Below are 16,519 nucleotides of genomic sequence, written 5' to 3'. Positions count from 1 at the left end.
ATTTTCAGCGGTGCTCTTTATCCTTTACGAAGGTATTTCGTTAAGATAACAATAGTTTGTCCCTCTATTTTACCTTCGATTTGTTCGGGACTGTTTGATACTAAACGGATGTTCTTGACTACTGTACCTAACTTCGCGGAGAGAGACGACCCCTTTATATCTAGCGTTTTAACGAGTACAACGGTATCTCCCTCATAGAGGCGGGTACCGTTGGTATCTATATGAAATTGTACAGTCCCGTCTTGTTCATGATCACCTGTTTTTTTGGCCCATTCTAGGTTTTCGTCATCGAGATATAGAATATCAAGGTTTTCGGCTGCCCAGCCCTCATGCCGTAGGCGGCTCAGCATTCGCCATGCCACGACCTGCACGGCAGGATACGCTGACCACATCGTTTGAGAGAGTACTTTCCAGTGTTCAGTATTCATTTGTTCCCTTTTTTCGATCTGATCTAAACAAACTTTACATAGATAAATAGCATTATCTGCAGTTTGCTGTGCGTCGGGAGGAACTGTATATGTAGATAACGTTGCTGTGTTGTTACACAATTCACATGTATTGTTGCTTCTTTCTATCAACTGATGTTCTAAAGACATAATAACCGGGTCGAACCGCGAAAATACGAAAAAATGTGGATATACATTTGTTGGCAAATATTTTGTAATATTGAAATATAAACGGATAAAATTATGAAATGGCAAGGTGGCCGTAGAAGCGGCAATATCGAAGATAAAAGAGGTATGAGCGGCGGACAGAAGTTGACACTCGGTGGAATAGGGGGGATTATCGTGTTGATTGTTGGTTTTTTGATGGGGGGAGACCCAGAACAATTATTGAACCAGGTGCAGCAAACCGCCCCGAAAGAAGGAGGTGTATACGAATCGACGGAAGAAGAAAGCCGATTGATGGATTTTGCAGATGTTATTTTAGGAAGTACGGAAGATGTTTGGAAAAATATTTTTGCAGCTAATGGATGGAGTTATCCAGTTACAACGCTAACCGTATATAACGGTGCGGTAGAAACTGCCGGATGTGGAGTGGGACAGTCGGCTTTTGGACCGTTTTACTGCCCAGGAGACCAAAAAATTTACCTAGATTTAAGCTTTAATGATGAATTGTCAAACAAATACGGAGCAAAAGGAGAATTTGCTTTGGCTTATGTTATTGCCCACGAAGTGGGGCATCATATACAAAATGTACTAGGGGTATTGCAGCAAACCAATGATATGCGCTCGAAAATGAGTGAGCGCGAATACAATAAGATATCCGTGATGACCGAATTACAGGCAGATTTTTACGCGGGTGTTTGGGCACATCACGTTAAAAATTATTCCAATATTGAACTGACTTACGACGATATTGTCGACGGTATGCGGGCGGCAGCAGCAGTAGGAGATGATCACTTACAGGAACAAGTACATGGGCACATCAATCCAGAGTCGTTTACCCACGGTACCTCGGAACAACGTGTTCATTGGTTTAAAAAAGGTTACGATACAGGAGATATTAATGCAGGTAATACATTTGAGGATACAAGTTTAGAATGATGCTTTCGAAGGTTGTACCGCTTTCGTCGCCAAAAGATTATTGCACCAATAAATTGCACCCTCGAATATCACTGTTATCGAAACGACCCAAGATTTCGAATCGCCCATCCATATGTTGCTTGCCCAGATCCTGTGTAGCGATAAAAGAACAAGAATAATAGTTGGCTAAATCAATGACGTTAATGGCGCCTGTTTTTCCTTGATTGATAAGGCTTAGTGGGTCATCGGTGTCGCGCAATAATACTTTCATCCACGGCGGTGTCTGAAAAACCCCTTCTCCAAACGAATAGCCTTGCGAAAGCAGTTCTGTCATGCCGTATTCCGAATGGATCTTTTGTACGCCAAAGCCCTTAGTTAATGTTTGGTGCAGCTCTTCGCGGATCATTTCTTTCCGTCTTCCTTTCATGCCGCCCGTTTCCATAATTTTAAGATTGGGAAAATCAACTTGGTATTGTTCGCAGAAATCCAAAAGTGCATATGTAACGCCAATCAAGAGTGTTTTTGTACCACGCTGTTTCAGTTCATAGAGGGTGTTGAATAAATCTTCATGATTATACAAAAAATAGCCGGATAGCGGGTGTTGGCTTTGCACTATTAAATCATCGACCATATAGATTAATGATGAACCCGAGCGTTCGAGATAGGAGGGGAGAAGTGCCAACACAGCCATATTTTTTACCTTGCCATAAAACCGTTGAAAGCCGGACCGAAAACTCCTCTGGTACCATGATACATTCGCTACATGGTGCTTGCTCGTGACCACGCCCGTCGTGCCTGAACTGGTGAAAATAATCTCCGCTTGATATCCTTCGGCAAGTACCCGTTGAGTTTTAAAAAAATCGATCGGTAAAAAAGGAATTTGTGTGTAGTGACTAATATTTGTTTTTCCTTTGCCTAATAAGTCTACATATTTGCCATAAACGGAGCAGTTAGCTTTTTGATAGCGGTATACTTTTAAGCAAACTTCATTGAATGTCTCCTCGCTATTAATCGAAAAAATATGTTCTTGCATGCTCATCGTTATGCACAAAGATAGTGATGTGACGGATGAAATCACAAACCAATCCCAAATCTGATTGATGTTTTAGTAAATTTATTAATTGCACATTCCGTGCGATTCAAGGGCACTTTTTAAAAATATGTATTTCTTATTCAGGTTGTCCGTATATCTTTGTAATTTGGCATTAGCAATTAGCTTGAACAAAGCGTCACCTATCTTGGATTTCGCTTAAATATACAATTATAAAATGAAGGAGGTACCGGCAATGGGCGTTTTTAATGCTGACAATCAATTCTGTGCATTTCTGCGCGGCGTGAACGTAAAGGGAACTAACATGAAAATGGCAGAAGTCTGTTCTGTATTTAAAAGAGCAGGCATGCAAAATGTTTCCTCGGTGTTAGCTTCGGGGAACATCCTGTTTTCCTCAGAAAGGAGAGCACAGGAATTAAAACAAACACTAGAAAAAGCAATGTCGGACCATTTCTCCTACGAAGCTTATCTATTTGTGAAAAGCCGGCAGGAGATAGAAACTATTTTTCGTGAAATTCCTTTTGAAACTGACTCACGATACCATATATACGGTTTTGTTGGCGTGGATGGCGTAGCGAAAATGTTGATGTCGGAATTTGATAAATCAAAAAAAGCTTTAGGAGAAGCAGCACAGCTTGTGGATTGTAATTTCTACTGGAAAGTTCCGAAAGGAAACACACTCGATTCCGAATTCGGGAAAATACTAGGGATAAAGAACCTAAAAAGCTCTTTTACTTCGCGTAACATCAATACATTTGAAAAAGTGTTAAAGAAAATGTAAATTCTAATAGCGACGGGAATAGCAAGCAGAATTACGTAAATTAGTGCAATATCATGATCTAATGGAGAGCAATAAAATCAATTTATTGATATTATGAATAAAGACTTAATACTTAGAGAAAAACTTGCACTTGCACGCACGGTTTTAGCCAATCAATCTACTTTACTGTCCTTTATACGGACAGCTATGTATTTTTTGGTCGCTGGAGTCAGCATCAATAATTTGACGACTATAAAACAGGGATATCTTATTGAAATTGTGTTTATCGCGATTTCGGTGATTTTGCTGGTGATTGGAACCGTTAATTTTTTGATACAAAAACGGAATATCACCAAGAGCGAAAAGCACATCGGAGATTATAAATTGGAATATATGGCCGACAAAAAGTAATAAACGAAACCCACCCTTCTGTTCTCATCTTAGCTTAAAAAAAAGCCACCCTTGTGAGGTGGCTTAGTGATTCCGCTGGGATTGGCTCAGCCCCACAAATCCCCCAACTCCGCCCTGAGCCTTCTGGCGAATCGAACCCCAGGGTTCTCATCCCAGCTTTGAGGATACAAAAAAAGCAACCCTTTTGAGAGTTGCTTTTGTTTGTGATCCCGCTGGGATTCGAACCCAGGACCCATACATTAAAAGTGTATTGCTCTACCAGCTGAGCTACAGAATCGTACTTAATTTTCGGAAGCATCGCTTCACCGATTGAAGTGTTGCAAAGGTAGAAAAAATGTTTACTCTTGCCAAATACCTGCTTGTTTATTTTGAATATATAGCTTTAACGGGCTGTTATTCAGATAAAAAAAATACACTAATTTAAAAGCGCTTTTATCATTCGATCTGCTTGGTTTAAATCCTGACGTAGCGTTACGTCTTCATAACCTTTTTTTAGTAAGAGCTCACAGGTCTCACGGCTTAAATACTGATTAATTTCAAAATAGAGACTACCTCCCGGAGACAGATGTTGTTTTCCAATCTCAGCAATAACATCATAGAAAAGGAGAGGCGTCTGCTCTTCGACAAAAAGCGCGCAGTATGGCTCATAAAGCAAAACATTGTTGTGCATGTCTTTTTGCTCGGCTGGTGTAATATACGGCGGATTACTAACGATAATATCATATCGTTGTTTTGCTTGCATAAAGCTGTCCCATTCCAAGATATCGGCTTGTATGAAGTTCACTGAAAGATTTAGGTTTGCGGCATTTGTACGGGCAATTGCTATGGCCTCGCCCAGCAGATCGATTGCATCTATCTGCGCTTGGGGTAGGTGCTTTTTTAGTGCTAGTGCTATGCAACCTGATCCCGTTCCAATATCGAGTATAGATAACTGTTCATTATTTTGATGCTCCTTGACAATCCATTCGACTAGTTCTTCGGTTTCAGGACGGGGAATTAACGTATGTTCGTTTACCGAAAGGCGGAGCCCATAGAAATCCGCAACCCCAAGGACGTGTTGTATGGGACGTCCTGTTTGCAACCCCTCCAGTATGCTTATAAATCGGTGTAACACTGTTCCGGTAACTTCATTTGTGCTATTTAACATGTAATAAGCACTATTTTTTTTCGTAACAAAAGAGTATGATATCAAAAACAGCTGTTTAATTTCCCCTAGAGGGTACAGTGGTAATAAAGCTTCTTCATAAGTCTTTGCTATATCCTTGAAAGTTTTCATCTTATTAAATTCAAACCACAAACTTACAAAAGCTGATTACACTTTTGATATTCTTTGGTAAATACTAAGTTTGTACTATGATACAAGACGAGAGATACATGCAACGTTGCTTGGATTTAGCTACTTTAGGTGCAGGTACTGTGAGCCCAAATCCGATGGTGGGCGCGGTCATTTTGCACGATGATCTTATCATCGGCGAAGGTTACACATCGCCATTTGGCGGACCTCACGCAGAGGTAAATGCAATACAGGACGCCTATAGAAAGCTGGGCGAGGAAGAAGCTAAAGTTCGATTTCGAACATCGACGATGTATGTCAGTCTAGAACCTTGTTCCCATTTTGGGAAAACACCACCCTGTGCTGATATGTTAGTCGAATTGCATTTCCAGCGCGTGGTAATCGGCTGCCTTGATCCTTTCGCAAAAGTCAACGGACAGGGTGTAAAAAAGCTACAAGAAGCCAGTATTAATACGACAGTAGGTGTGTTAGAGGATGCTTGTGTATTCGTTAACAGACGCTTCTTTACACGTATTCGTCAGCAACGCCCCTACGTTATTCTAAAATGGGCGCAAACCCATGATGGTTTTTTCTCACCCGAGAACGCTACGCAGCAATGGATAAGTAATAAAGCGAGCAAGCAACTTGTACATAAGTGGAGAGGGGAGGAGGATGCCATATTGGTAGGTACATCCACAGTTCTTATTGATAATCCTGGATTGACTACACGTTTATGGAGCGGGAAAAATGCAAAACGAATATTGATTGACAAAGATCTAAAAGTACCAGCACACGCTACAATTTTTAACGACGAGGCGGAGACCATCGTCTTCAATGCGTATCACACGGACTGGCAAAAAAGTAAAAAGCTGATCGCATTAGAGCATTTCGACCGGTATCTTCCTCAGCAGATACTTTATCAGCTATACCTGATGGACGTGCAATCCTTGATTATCGAAGGAGGAGCAAAGACAATACAATCGTTCATTGACGCAGGAATATGGGATGAAGCACGTGTTTTCGTTTCCCAGAGTAGCTGGAAACAGGGTAGACCTGCTCCTCTAATAAATGCAATAGTAAGCACCAGACAAAAAGTCGGAGGTGACGATTTGAGGTTTTATTTTAATAGGTAGATTGTTTTAGTGTACTTTTGGGGTGTCCAGAAGATCGATAACATAGCCTAATACCTCCTGTTCTGTGTGACCATCTTCCAACATGGAAAAGGTGAGATAGGCCGCATATATCTCGGCACTGAATACGATATGTTTGTCCGAAACTATTTTGTCGATTACATCTTCATTGACATCCATTCCGATATGGTGCAATTCATTGTGTAGATTGGTAGAAATGGTGCTATGTTCTTCTCCTGATGCAAAAGCGGCGATGATATGTAATATTAACTTGTCCAAAATTTCTGGGCTTATCTGGGTTGCTTTTTCACCGTAACTACTTAAGTCTATTCTTCTCTTAGCACTGTTGACAATTTTATCCCAAATTAGGTATTCTGTTTTAGTGTGCATAACCATTGGAGTTTATAATCTACCTTAAAGGTAATAAAAAGAAAAAACACCCAAAAATAATACCTATATTTTTTAGACTTTTTAACCTATGTAACTACAACGCCGGTCCCGATTTTCTATATGGGCACAGACGAATTGCAAATTAACCTACTCGCAAAATTTCGGCGAGCTCCTTATGCCCTTTTTCAAGGGCCAGTTCAGAAGCAGTCATACCCATTTCCGTTTTCACAGAAACATCTGATCCGTTTTCCAATAGGATGATGATCATATCAATGTTGCCTTGTTGAGCAGCAATATGTAAGGGGGTGATACGGGCATGTTGAGCTACATTTACATTAGCACCGGCCTCAATTAACATTTTACTGATTTGGTCGTATCCACCTGTTAGCGCAGTATGTAAAGGATGCACATTGTATCCGTTTTGCGAGCATATATTAGGATCTGCGCCTTTTGCCAAGAGTGTTTGAACAACTTTTTCTTGTCCAAAATGTGTCGCAATGCCTAATGGCGTAAACCCATGTGTAGAGATCTCGTCGATAACTTCCGGTTTCTGACTAAGCATAGCCTCTATCTGTTCGACTAAACCAATAGCACAAGATTCGTGAATCGTAATAGCGGTTAATTGAGTTAGTATCGTTTTGATTACTTGGTCTTTATGATAATAGCAGGCGAGCAATAAGGGAGATATATCATGGCTTGTTCGCTCTCTCAATAATTCCGGTTGTGCTCTCAATAATATCTCCAAGTCATGGTGGTTCCCGGTCTCTATATATTCTTCTAACTTATATAAGCTCATCGTATATCTTTTGAAGTCTACGAATTAAATAAAATTTTGTGAAAAATGGATGAAATGTGAATAAGATTTAATGTGTTTATAAATATATGGACGTTAAGCGAAGCGGTGGTTCTTCATATTGTAGCACATCTTGTAGTCTTACTTCGACATTTACCGATAAACTCTTTAAAATACTAGTGGGTTCTTAATTTAAAATATACTTTTGTATAAGCCCTCCCAAAGGGCATGTTTTTCATAGGTAGATGTAGGGCCGAACGCTATCGTTCGGCCCTTACTTTTTTTAATTCCTACCGTTTATACTTATCATGCAACCCCTTCCCTTCCTTGATGAGCGGTGTTATCTTTTCAATACGTGCTGTCTTGGTTTTTTCCTGTTTGGCACTATCTATATATTCCATATACTCTTTTTGTTTACCGGGAGACAATTTATCGAAAGCACGTTGAAGGGAGGTGTCCTTTGTTAAGATTTCTTCCAGTAAACCGGATGGTTGACGCGGTATGCTCTTTTCGGGTTTTATTTCTTTGCCGTCGATTACGATTTGGATGGCTTCCTGGAAATAACTTTTTATTTTAACAGGATCGATTTCGTCTGCTGATTGAAACCGCCATTGTCTCAAAGACTTCGTTTTACCTTCCGACGCGGTGATCAGCATGTTGTCTTTATCTTCCAGAAATACACCATTATAAAACCATATCGCAAAATGATTTTTAAATCCTCCATATGACACGACGTTTTTACCTTGGTAGGTATACACGTCGCTACCCCACTTAATTTCTCGGTTAAGAGGTAGCTCTTGTAAAACTTGTTGGACTTTTTCTATCGCATCTTCCCATTGAGCATGGTAGCGTTTCCAATCGGGAGTCGACTTGTGCTGTAATTGTGCCATTTCTTAATTCATTTGTTTTTTTAACAGAAATATATTGCCTGCAGGATCTTCTATCCGATGCATGGGTGGATCAATTTCCTCTGCTTCATCACATATAGTAACATCATTTACACGCAAATAATTCGCGGCACTTTGGACGTCATCTGTACATATTTCTAGCCATATTTTCGAGCCCGTTACTCCCTTTACACAGTCTAACCACAAAATGTTTTGTCCAAACTCCAATCGGTGTGTAACTAACACCGTGGGATCGGCTGCAGACACTTCTTCCATCAAGTAGGAGGATATCTCTGTAAAATGCTACTGTTTCATCGTATTTCTCTGGTGGAATCTTCATCGCAATATTCACACCACCTTTGAATCTAATTTCCATAATAACGGGATTTTGGTCTCTTCAACTATTCAAAAATAAAGCACTAGATGTTGAAGTTACTTTTCGTAGGGCAAGTTTTTAAAAGGGGCTATTTACTTACCAGTTCTTTTCGGATACGACTGAGGGAGGTGTCGGTAATACCCAAAAAAGTCGCGATGTGTTTTAATGGTGCTTGCTGAAAGATAAGTGGTTTCTCGTCTAGGAGTTGTTTATAACGGTCTATCGCCGATAGGCTGATGATGTCTATGGCTCTTTTTTTTGTAATAAGTAGTTGATAAGCCATCCAGGCACGTCCCCACTCCGCCAGCGCAGGAATAGTCTCGAACAAATCTTGGAATTGTTCGAGTTTTATTTTCCACAATGTACAATCCGTTATGCATACAATATTTTCTTGTGTAGGGATATGGTGAAATATAGAAGCGACTTCAATAACAACTTCACCGGGGCAAAAGAAATTAGTACTGATATCGTTACCTTCGTAATCATGAACGAAAGAGCGGGCAATACCTTCCTCTAATATAAAGTAGCAATCACTAATTTGCCCCTCACGCAATAGCAGATCACCTTTTTTAAAGGAGACTTTTTCATGCCGTTCTATAATCCGATCAATATCAGCATAGGACATGGTCGGATATTGGTAAACTAGGCGAAGTTTGTCTGGGTACATAGCAGGTTTTTGTTTTAAAAATAGAATTTTTTTAAAACAAAACGCATACCATTTAAAAATCAAACTTCACCCTGACTCGGATACCGTGTTTCGGTACGTCGGGTTGGTCAAGATAATTAAGCCGCTTGACGTAATCTACCCGAATAAATTTAAAGATGTTGGTTAAGCCCACACTAGCTTCTACATAAGGTCTGCTCTTAAATCCATATGTAATTGCTTCATTATCTTCATTCTTTTGAAACTGAAGTACATTGCTCGTATAAGCAGGGTTGTTTTCATTACGTAAATCGCCATAAATCGTCTTGATACTGAACACCTCACGCCATTTTAATTTTTTTATCAAGGGTACTTTATTCAACAGAAACCCGTTCATATAATATTGTACGTTTGCGGAGATAGAACGGTCACTTACAAATTCCAGGAAATTCATAAGATTATAAGACCGAAGCTGATAAGCATATGTTTGGTTCGCCCGATGGATATTCAAAAATGGAAAAGGAATATGATCGCCAAGAATATAATTTCCTTCTATATTCACATCAGCATAGCCGAGTTGTGAAAAATAAAAGCGCTTATCTGCTCCTAAAGTGAAATTATGATAATCGTATTCTCCTCCTAAAACATCTTTAAGGCCGGCGACATAATTAAGGTAAAAGATGGGGTATTTATTATATATAGGCGTGCGGTACAATTTCCCTTGATAAAACTCTTCATGAGGTGCGTAGCGCAAACTGACGGAAAGTTCGGTGGTGTTGAGTTCGTCGAACAATCTGTTATTTCCGTGGTCGTCCAACATTTGGTACGACAATATGCCAGCTGGTTGTTGTCTCCATTTCGATAAACCGATGAGGTAGGAGAAATTGTTTTCAAACTCGCGCTTATATTCCAGACGGTAGATATCGTTGTAAAGATAACGCTCGTTCTCACCTCGTTTAAATGATAACAAAAAATTGTCCTCTTGGACAAATTCCAGATTTTGTCCCGGGATTTTCGTATCTCGCATAATGGACGCCCGGAGGTAATGTTGAGGAAATGTGTATACCGATTTGTTGTTGAGGGCGTATGTTCCGCTCAAGAAATATTTCCATTTTTCGTCTTTTAATCCATAGGCAGTATAAGCCTCGGCATAAAATCGTTTACTTAGTCTATCCGTCGTGCGTCCACCCAGGCGCAACCTAAAACCTTCTACCGGATTAAAGCTATAAAACGTATTGACAGGGCCAATCTCAACGGGACCCGCCTGTTTATAGCCAGAGAGCACTAAGGCACTGATGTCCATAAAGCGTTGAAAGGAGGGAATAAGCTGTAAAGTGTCGATATTGCGATATATGTTTTGTTCAGTGGGCTTCAACGCAATCGGACGATGGGTTGCCCAATATGTCTCATTTAATGTTGTGTCTTTTTCTTGAACAACTTTTACGACCGATGGACCTGCATAAACGCTATCGGGCTGAGCGACACCGGTTCGGAAGTCATTGAAATTTACCGTACGGTTACCTTTGATACCTGTACCTTTATTAGTTAGGGAGAAATCTAATCCTAAAGAACTTGTCTTTAGATAATAACGGTTATTGCTGTCCTGTTCAAAGTCGAGTTTGACATCCAGATCACGGACAAAGTTGAGGTTGATGTCGTCGGATACACTGAGATCAGCACGCTTAACCGCATATTTCCCATCTAGCGTAATATATAATTTCCCCTGAAAGAGAAGATCGGCTCTATTCCGCGGAAAGAAACTTAATTCTACCAAATAAGGGGTTTCTGTTTTAACGGTGTCGGTGATGTAAAATCTATAAAACGTCGGTGATGATCCAGCAATCGGACTTAAAAATTGATTTGTTACCAATTCGATATTGCTCTCATAGATGTCAATATCTTGGTAGAGTTTATTGAAGTATGCGCTCAAACCGTCATTGTCCACAAATTTAGGGTCGAATTGTGCGCGTTGTTCTGCTAAAATTAACTGCTTCGTCGTATTTGGTTTTTTACGTGTATATACCTGCGACAACCTTTCTTCTATATAGGCAGGGAGCGTGTAGCCTCTTGTGCTGCTTCCGGCTTCTACATCTTCTTTTTCAAACAGAAATTGATAATTTTTAAATATTTTTCTGTTTTTGAATTTTTCAGATAAGTTGCTCAGGCCTAAGGAGACTTTCTCATATTGGCGATATTCAGCATATTCGTAGGAAGCAATTCGATTTTCATCTTTATGGGCGATAACTTTTCGGATCAGTTCGACAGCTGGATTGTTCTTGTTTGAATATTTGGCTCGTTTCGGAGCTGTAATATTTACAGTCTCAATCGTGTGTTCCTCCGGAACCAGGTAAACTGTTAATTCTTGGTACGTTTCGCCATTAATGCTTACATCTTGGGGTTCGTAGCCCACGAAGGAAATGCGGATTTTGGAAAAATTTGGTTCGACTTTTAATATGAAATTCCCATTATCGTCGGTCGACGCTGCGGTTGTGGATCCTACCGCTGCGACGGTGGCATAACCAATTGGTTCTTTATTGGTTACATCCATTACATTTCCTTTTAAATGAAGGGTTTGTCCGAAAGATAAAACGGAAACAAAAATGAATGCCATAAGCATTCCGAGCTTTAATCTATAGGCTAACAGCCTGTTGGTAATTGACGTTACGCGATAACCTGACATAGTATATCTCTTTATAAACCTTGCGGCTGACTTTTGAACTTTGTAAGTCAGTTTTTAAGGAAGTCGAACAAAAGTAGTAATACTTTAAATGATTTTGAAGGATGAAGCGTGACGTGGGAAGAATGTGACTTTTTCTTGATAAACTAGGGAATAGTTGGTCCTTAGAAAGGATCTTCTGCTGTAAAGGTTGTCAGCTTTCCGGTTCTAGGATGAACGAATTGGATATGACCGGCATGGAGGTGCAGTCTGTTTGCCCGTTGTCCGTATAGATCATCACCCAGTATGGGAGTATGGAGTCCTAGGTGATGGGCGGCGTGTACACGAAGTTGATGTGTACGGCCGGTCAATGGAAAAAAATGGATACGGGTAAGCCCACTGTCATGAGTAAGTACTTCGAACTTCGTTTGTGCCGGTTTGCCAAATTTGTAACACACTACTTGTCGCGGGCGATCATCTAAATCGACCCGAAGGGGTAAGTTGATAAGTCCGTTTTTTAGGTTCACTAGCCCATCTAGTATAGCAGTATACCTTTTTATGATAGTATGTTGTATGAATTGTTGTTGAATAAATTGATGTGCGTCTTTATGTTTGGCTACTAACAGAATACCGGATGTAGACATATCTAGCCTATGGATAATGACTGGACCGGAAACCTCCGGATATTGTTCTAATATTCTGGTGTAGACTGAATCGGTAATATGGATGCCCGGAACAGAGAGAAACTCCGACGGTTTATTAATGACGATAATATCGTGGTCTTCGTGAATGATGTCAAATGTACGTCCGAATGCTGGATTTATGCGCATCGGATTGGGCGCCACTTGTAAACCTTTTAGCATGTGTGATAATATGGGCTCACATTTACTTTTACATGCGGGATAGAAATTTTTGTGTTTCCGAACTTCGGAAGATGGTGAAACTCCCCACCAGAATTCCGCCATACAGATAGGTTTTAATTGATGCTGGTATGCATATTGAAGCAATTTTGGGGCTGCGCACTCGCCAGCACCTGCCGGAGGAATAGGCTGTTTGCTCTCGGCAAAAATGGCTAACACATTTTTCGTTTCCTCTCGGGCATTCAAAAATTGATATTGCTCAAATAATCGCTGTTGCAGCGCAGCAGACTTTAATTTACGACTGCTTTTTAAACTTTCTATTTCCTGTTGCCTATCCTGAATTAATATTTCAATAGATTCGAGTTGTCCTTTCCATTTACTTTTAAGGACCGCGTATTCATGTTGGTCACGATAGCTTTGTTTGATGAGATCGGTTTCCAACAATCGATATTCAGCGACCGACAGTATCTCCTTGCTTTCCGTTCTTATTTTTTTCCGCTTTGTTTTTTCCTCTTTCATATGGAGACGGTAAGTTCTTAACTCTTCGTCAGCCTGTTGCTGTGTTTCTTTGAGCTGCTGGAGAAGTGCCGGGAAATCGGGAGAGCCTTCCAAGGTTTCAATTTTTCGATTTAGTGCGTTGATTTGTTCTTCTTCTCGTAAGAAAAAGCTCTCTTTTATCAACATATCAAAAATAGGCGGTACAAAATAGGTGTGTTGATTCGTGCCCGCAAGTTTTCCCGAACACGCAGCCAGATAGCCCATTTGACCGTCTTCATTTTCCACTACTAACACACCAAACATTTTACCAATGGCAGAACCTTCCATTTTCTGTAAGCCAAAGTTGTGCGTAAAGTCCTGTTGCTTTTCGAGATAGGCCTGTAATTCTTCAGCCGCTATTTTACTGAGTTCATCAGGTTCATAACAAAAAGGAAAAGTGAACACTTGGGGCTTTGGTAGTGCGGTAATATCCGATTGAAAATGATGAAAAAAGGTAGGGCTGTTGGCAACCATGCGGATGAAAAACTTTGTGCTGCAAAAATAGAAAAAAACCAACAAAAAGCCGTAAATTGTGTTAATCTCAATAACACATAATTTTACTTAAATTTTTAAATATGAAAACGGATATGGAAGAAACAGACACAACTGTGCTTGAAAAAGCTTTAGCGACCTCGGCTAGCATAGGTATTAAAGAAAAAGACTCAAATGCTGTTGCGGCCATTTTGAATAAGTTATTGGCCGACGAACATGTGTTGTATGTGAAAATCCGGAATGCCCATTGGAATGTGGAAGGACCTGATTTTCATTCCCAGCATTTGTTTTTTGAAGGTCTGTATGGCGAATTGGCGGAAACCATTGATGAAATTGCAGAACGTGTTCGTTCGATTGGTCATTATGCGGTGGGTACCATGAAAGAATTTCTCGAACTGACCCAGTTGACAGAGAGACGTTATAAGAAAAACGATAGTCAAGGGCTTATAAAAGAACTATTATCAGATTATGAAGCTATTATCGTATCCATTCGTGAGCAGATAGACAAGGTTGGTGAAAAGCATAACGATGCCGGAACGGAAGATTTTTTGGTTGGTATTATGGAAGCACACGAAAAAACCGCATGGATGCTACGTGCACACCTGCGTTAATGTGATCTACTGTCGTTAATAGAGACGCAAACGATTTACTATGAAGAGTATTATTGCGTCTCTATTTTTGTTATATTTACCATGACATAATCCTGTTATATGAAGAAATTTTTTCTAACCGTCCAGAAAGGAACAAAATCTAGCAATTTTGCGGCGTTTATCCTGCGGGTAGGTTTTGGTATTTTGATGATTCCTTACCACGGCTATGCTAAGCTAGTTGAGTTTAATGAACGTAAAGACGGATTTGTTGATATATTGGGTTTAGGCAGTTCGGTGTCATTGGGCCTAGCCGTATTCGCAGAGTTTTTCTGTTCGGTACTATTGATTCTAGGTTTGTTCACCCGCTTGGCCACAATCCCTTTACTGGCGACTATGCTGATAGCTTTATCTATCCATAACTGGGAATTATTTGGGGAGTATGAATTAGCCACTGCTTTTTTTATCGGTTATCTCTCGATTTTAACATTGGGCCCGGGCAAATTCAGTTTGGACTACCTGATTTTCAAGCGTAGAAGGTAAAGGTAGAAGCAAAACGGATTATTCCGTTTTGCGTTTAGGAAATTTCCGAAAAGGCTTTTTCCGATTGTTATTTTTCTTTTTGGTTCCCTTACGTGGTTCGTATGAAGGACCTTCTGCAAAACCAGAAGGCAATGGTGTTTTCGGTATCTCCCTTTCTATCAATTGCTCGATACGGGCAAATCGATTTTGATCCTTTTCGTTGATGAATGTAATGGCGGTACCCGTGGTGGCTGCTCGTGCCGTGCGCCCAATCCGGTGTACATAATCTTCCGGATCAGGAGGTACGTCGTAATTCACGACCAAGCTAATCCCAACAATATCGATACCTCGGGAAATAACATCCGTACCCACCAGTACCCTTATTCTTCTTGCCTTAAATCGTTGCATGATATCTTCCCGTTGTACTTGTTCCAGATCCGAGTGGAAACCTTCTGCGACAATTCCCTTTTTAACCAATTCTTTGTTTAACCTTTTAACGATGTCTTTTTTGGAAGCAAAAATAATGACACTCTCATAAGCAGGATTATCTAAGATATGTTTGATAAGCTCCATTTTATGCTCATCATATACCAAATATGCTTGTTGGTCGATTCCTTCAGAGGGTTTAGAAATAGCCACGTTAATTTCTAGGGGCTGGTGAAGTATCTTCTTTGCCAGCGTTCGGATTTTTGGAGGCATTGTTGCCGAAAATAATAGACTTTGTCTCTTTTTGGGCAACGCACTAATAATGCGCATGATATCATCATGAAATCCCATATCCAGCATACGATCTGCTTCGTCTAGCACGAGGTGTTCCAAATGGCTGTAATCTACCTTCCCCGATCCCATGTGGGCGATAAGCCTACCCGGAGTTGCAACAATGATGTTTACTCCCTCTTGAATAGCTCTTCTTTGCTGTTCGTAACCCGCACCATCTCCGCCACCATATACACATATAGAAGTGGCTCCGGTAAAATACCCAAACCCCATAATCTGTTGGTCGATTTGTACGGCGAGTTCTCGGGTAGGAACGAGGATAAGGCTATTAATCTGTTCTCGAGGATTCTCAGCTATTTTGTTCAATAGAGGCAAGAGATAAGAAGCTGTTTTACCTGTACCTGTTTGTGCACAAGCGATAATATCCTTTCCGTTTAAAATAACCGGAATTGTTTGTTCTTGAATGGGTGTAGCTTCTTCAAACCCCATACTATCAAGGCCCTCCTCTAATGTGGGAGAGAAACCAAATTCAATAAATTTCAATATCTTAATTATTCATTTTGGCTAAAAATAGCGTAATAATTCGGATCAAACAAATTTTAAGATGTATCTTTTTAAAGACTTTTTTCACCATAGGCATACCATACCCGCTCGTTGATCTATCAATTTAATTTGTTTTTCATTAATAATAATCGTTGTTTTTAATTTTTGTGTTAAACAAATTATGATTTTTTTGGAAAAATCATAATTTGTTCGTATGTTTATCGTTGTTTATTCCAAGTAAGCAATCTATGTTATAAGCAAAGAAATCATCAGGGGTATAATATGAATCCGCCTCTAGGTTAAAAAATATTCCGTTCGCTTTTTCTAGCGGACATAAGTTTGTTTCATTTTGTTGTTTAGTAATC

General features: G+C 40.0%; 17 protein-coding genes and 1 tRNA gene. 6 read left to right on the top strand and 12 right to left on the bottom strand.

Annotated elements, in window-relative coordinates:
• Positions 1-17: 17 nt before the first annotated feature.
• Positions 18-428, bottom strand: a complete 411-nt coding sequence (locus C5749_RS06690) for an alkylphosphonate utilization protein (protein WP_245893648.1) — start codon at positions 426-428, stop codon at positions 18-20.
• Positions 429-689: 261 nt separating this feature from the next.
• On the opposite strand from C5749_RS06690, the gene ypfJ reads away from it, so the two are divergent.
• Positions 690-1,547: a KPN_02809 family neutral zinc metallopeptidase gene (ypfJ, locus tag C5749_RS06685; RefSeq protein WP_105724157.1), complete on the top strand. Its 858-nt coding sequence runs from the start codon at positions 690-692 to the stop codon at positions 1,545-1,547.
• A 37-nt stretch (positions 1,548-1,584) separates the two neighbouring features.
• Here ypfJ and C5749_RS06680 read toward each other — a convergent pair whose 3' ends face one another.
• A complete protein-coding gene (locus C5749_RS06680; protein ID WP_105724155.1) occupies positions 1,585-2,565 on the bottom strand; it encodes a LuxE/PaaK family acyltransferase in 981 nt (326 codons plus the stop codon).
• A 229-nt stretch (positions 2,566-2,794) separates the two neighbouring features.
• Here C5749_RS06680 and C5749_RS06675 point away from each other — a divergent pair, with 229 nt between their 5' ends.
• A complete protein-coding gene (locus C5749_RS06675) occupies positions 2,795-3,358 on the top strand; it encodes a DUF1697 domain-containing protein (RefSeq protein WP_245893647.1) in 564 nt (187 codons plus the stop codon).
• A gap of 93 nt (positions 3,359-3,451) precedes the next feature.
• Positions 3,452-3,748, top strand: a complete 297-nt coding sequence (locus tag C5749_RS06670) for a DUF202 domain-containing protein (RefSeq protein WP_105724153.1) — start codon at positions 3,452-3,454, stop codon at positions 3,746-3,748.
• Between the two features lie 204 nt (positions 3,749-3,952).
• On the opposite strand, the gene C5749_RS06665 is transcribed toward C5749_RS06670, so the two are convergent.
• Positions 3,953-4,025: transfer RNA gene (locus tag C5749_RS06665), tRNA-Lys, on the bottom strand.
• 138 nt (positions 4,026-4,163) lie between these two features.
• Positions 4,164-5,024, bottom strand: coding sequence for a peptide chain release factor N(5)-glutamine methyltransferase (gene prmC / locus C5749_RS06660; RefSeq protein WP_105724151.1), 861 nt, complete (start codon positions 5,022-5,024; stop codon positions 4,164-4,166).
• 77 nt (positions 5,025-5,101) lie between these two features.
• Between prmC and ribD the strand changes: the two genes are divergently transcribed.
• Positions 5,102-6,154, top strand: coding sequence for a bifunctional diaminohydroxyphosphoribosylaminopyrimidine deaminase/5-amino-6-(5-phosphoribosylamino)uracil reductase RibD (ribD, locus tag C5749_RS06655; protein WP_105724149.1), 1,053 nt, complete (start codon positions 5,102-5,104; stop codon positions 6,152-6,154).
• Between the two features lie 6 nt (positions 6,155-6,160).
• Here the strand turns inward: ribD and C5749_RS06650 are convergent, their stop codons facing one another.
• The 7 genes from C5749_RS06650 to C5749_RS06620 form a co-directional block, all read right to left on the bottom strand.
• The gene (locus C5749_RS06650) at positions 6,161-6,541 is read right to left on the bottom strand and encodes a hypothetical protein (protein WP_146113707.1); all 381 of its coding nucleotides are present in this window, start codon (positions 6,539-6,541) and stop codon (positions 6,161-6,163) included.
• A gap of 142 nt (positions 6,542-6,683) precedes the next feature.
• The gene (locus C5749_RS06645) at positions 6,684-7,337 is read right to left on the bottom strand and encodes an ankyrin repeat domain-containing protein (protein ID WP_105724145.1); all 654 of its coding nucleotides are present in this window, start codon (positions 7,335-7,337) and stop codon (positions 6,684-6,686) included.
• Positions 7,338-7,624: 287 nt separating this feature from the next.
• The gene (locus tag C5749_RS06640) at positions 7,625-8,224 is read right to left on the bottom strand and encodes a YdeI/OmpD-associated family protein (RefSeq protein WP_105724143.1); all 600 of its coding nucleotides are present in this window, start codon (positions 8,222-8,224) and stop codon (positions 7,625-7,627) included.
• A gap of 3 nt (positions 8,225-8,227) precedes the next feature.
• Positions 8,228-8,497: a hypothetical protein gene (locus tag C5749_RS06635; RefSeq protein ID WP_219847914.1), complete on the bottom strand. Its 270-nt coding sequence runs from the start codon at positions 8,495-8,497 to the stop codon at positions 8,228-8,230.
• 188 nt (positions 8,498-8,685) lie between these two features.
• Entirely contained in the window at positions 8,686-9,264 is a 579-nt protein-coding gene (locus tag C5749_RS06630) for a Crp/Fnr family transcriptional regulator (protein WP_105724141.1), read from the bottom strand.
• Between the two features lie 52 nt (positions 9,265-9,316).
• The gene (locus C5749_RS06625; RefSeq protein ID WP_245893645.1) at positions 9,317-11,851 is read right to left on the bottom strand and encodes a DUF5686 and carboxypeptidase-like regulatory domain-containing protein; all 2,535 of its coding nucleotides are present in this window, start codon (positions 11,849-11,851) and stop codon (positions 9,317-9,319) included.
• 230 nt (positions 11,852-12,081) lie between these two features.
• Positions 12,082-13,767: an RluA family pseudouridine synthase gene (locus tag C5749_RS06620; RefSeq protein ID WP_105724139.1), complete on the bottom strand. Its 1,686-nt coding sequence runs from the start codon at positions 13,765-13,767 to the stop codon at positions 12,082-12,084.
• 101 nt (positions 13,768-13,868) lie between these two features.
• Between C5749_RS06620 and C5749_RS06615 the strand changes: the two genes are divergently transcribed.
• Positions 13,869-14,396 carry a Dps family protein gene (locus C5749_RS06615; protein ID WP_245893644.1) on the top strand — a complete coding sequence of 176 codons (528 nt, stop codon included), beginning with the start codon at positions 13,869-13,871 and terminating at the stop codon, positions 14,394-14,396.
• Positions 14,397-14,495: 99 nt separating this feature from the next.
• Positions 14,496-14,915, top strand: coding sequence for a DoxX family protein (locus C5749_RS06610; protein ID WP_105724137.1), 420 nt, complete (start codon positions 14,496-14,498; stop codon positions 14,913-14,915).
• An 18-nt stretch (positions 14,916-14,933) separates the two neighbouring features.
• On the opposite strand, the gene C5749_RS06605 is transcribed toward C5749_RS06610, so the two are convergent.
• The gene (locus C5749_RS06605) at positions 14,934-16,154 is read right to left on the bottom strand and encodes a DEAD/DEAH box helicase (protein WP_105724135.1); all 1,221 of its coding nucleotides are present in this window, start codon (positions 16,152-16,154) and stop codon (positions 14,934-14,936) included.
• Positions 16,155-16,519: the final 365 nt, after the last annotated feature.

Source organism: Sphingobacterium gobiense, from assembly GCF_002980575.1.
GTDB lineage: Bacteria > Bacteroidota > Bacteroidia > Sphingobacteriales > Sphingobacteriaceae > Sphingobacterium > Sphingobacterium gobiense.
The sequence above is the reverse complement of the archived record's forward strand: the minus strand, read 5'-3'. Positions and strand labels throughout refer to the sequence as shown.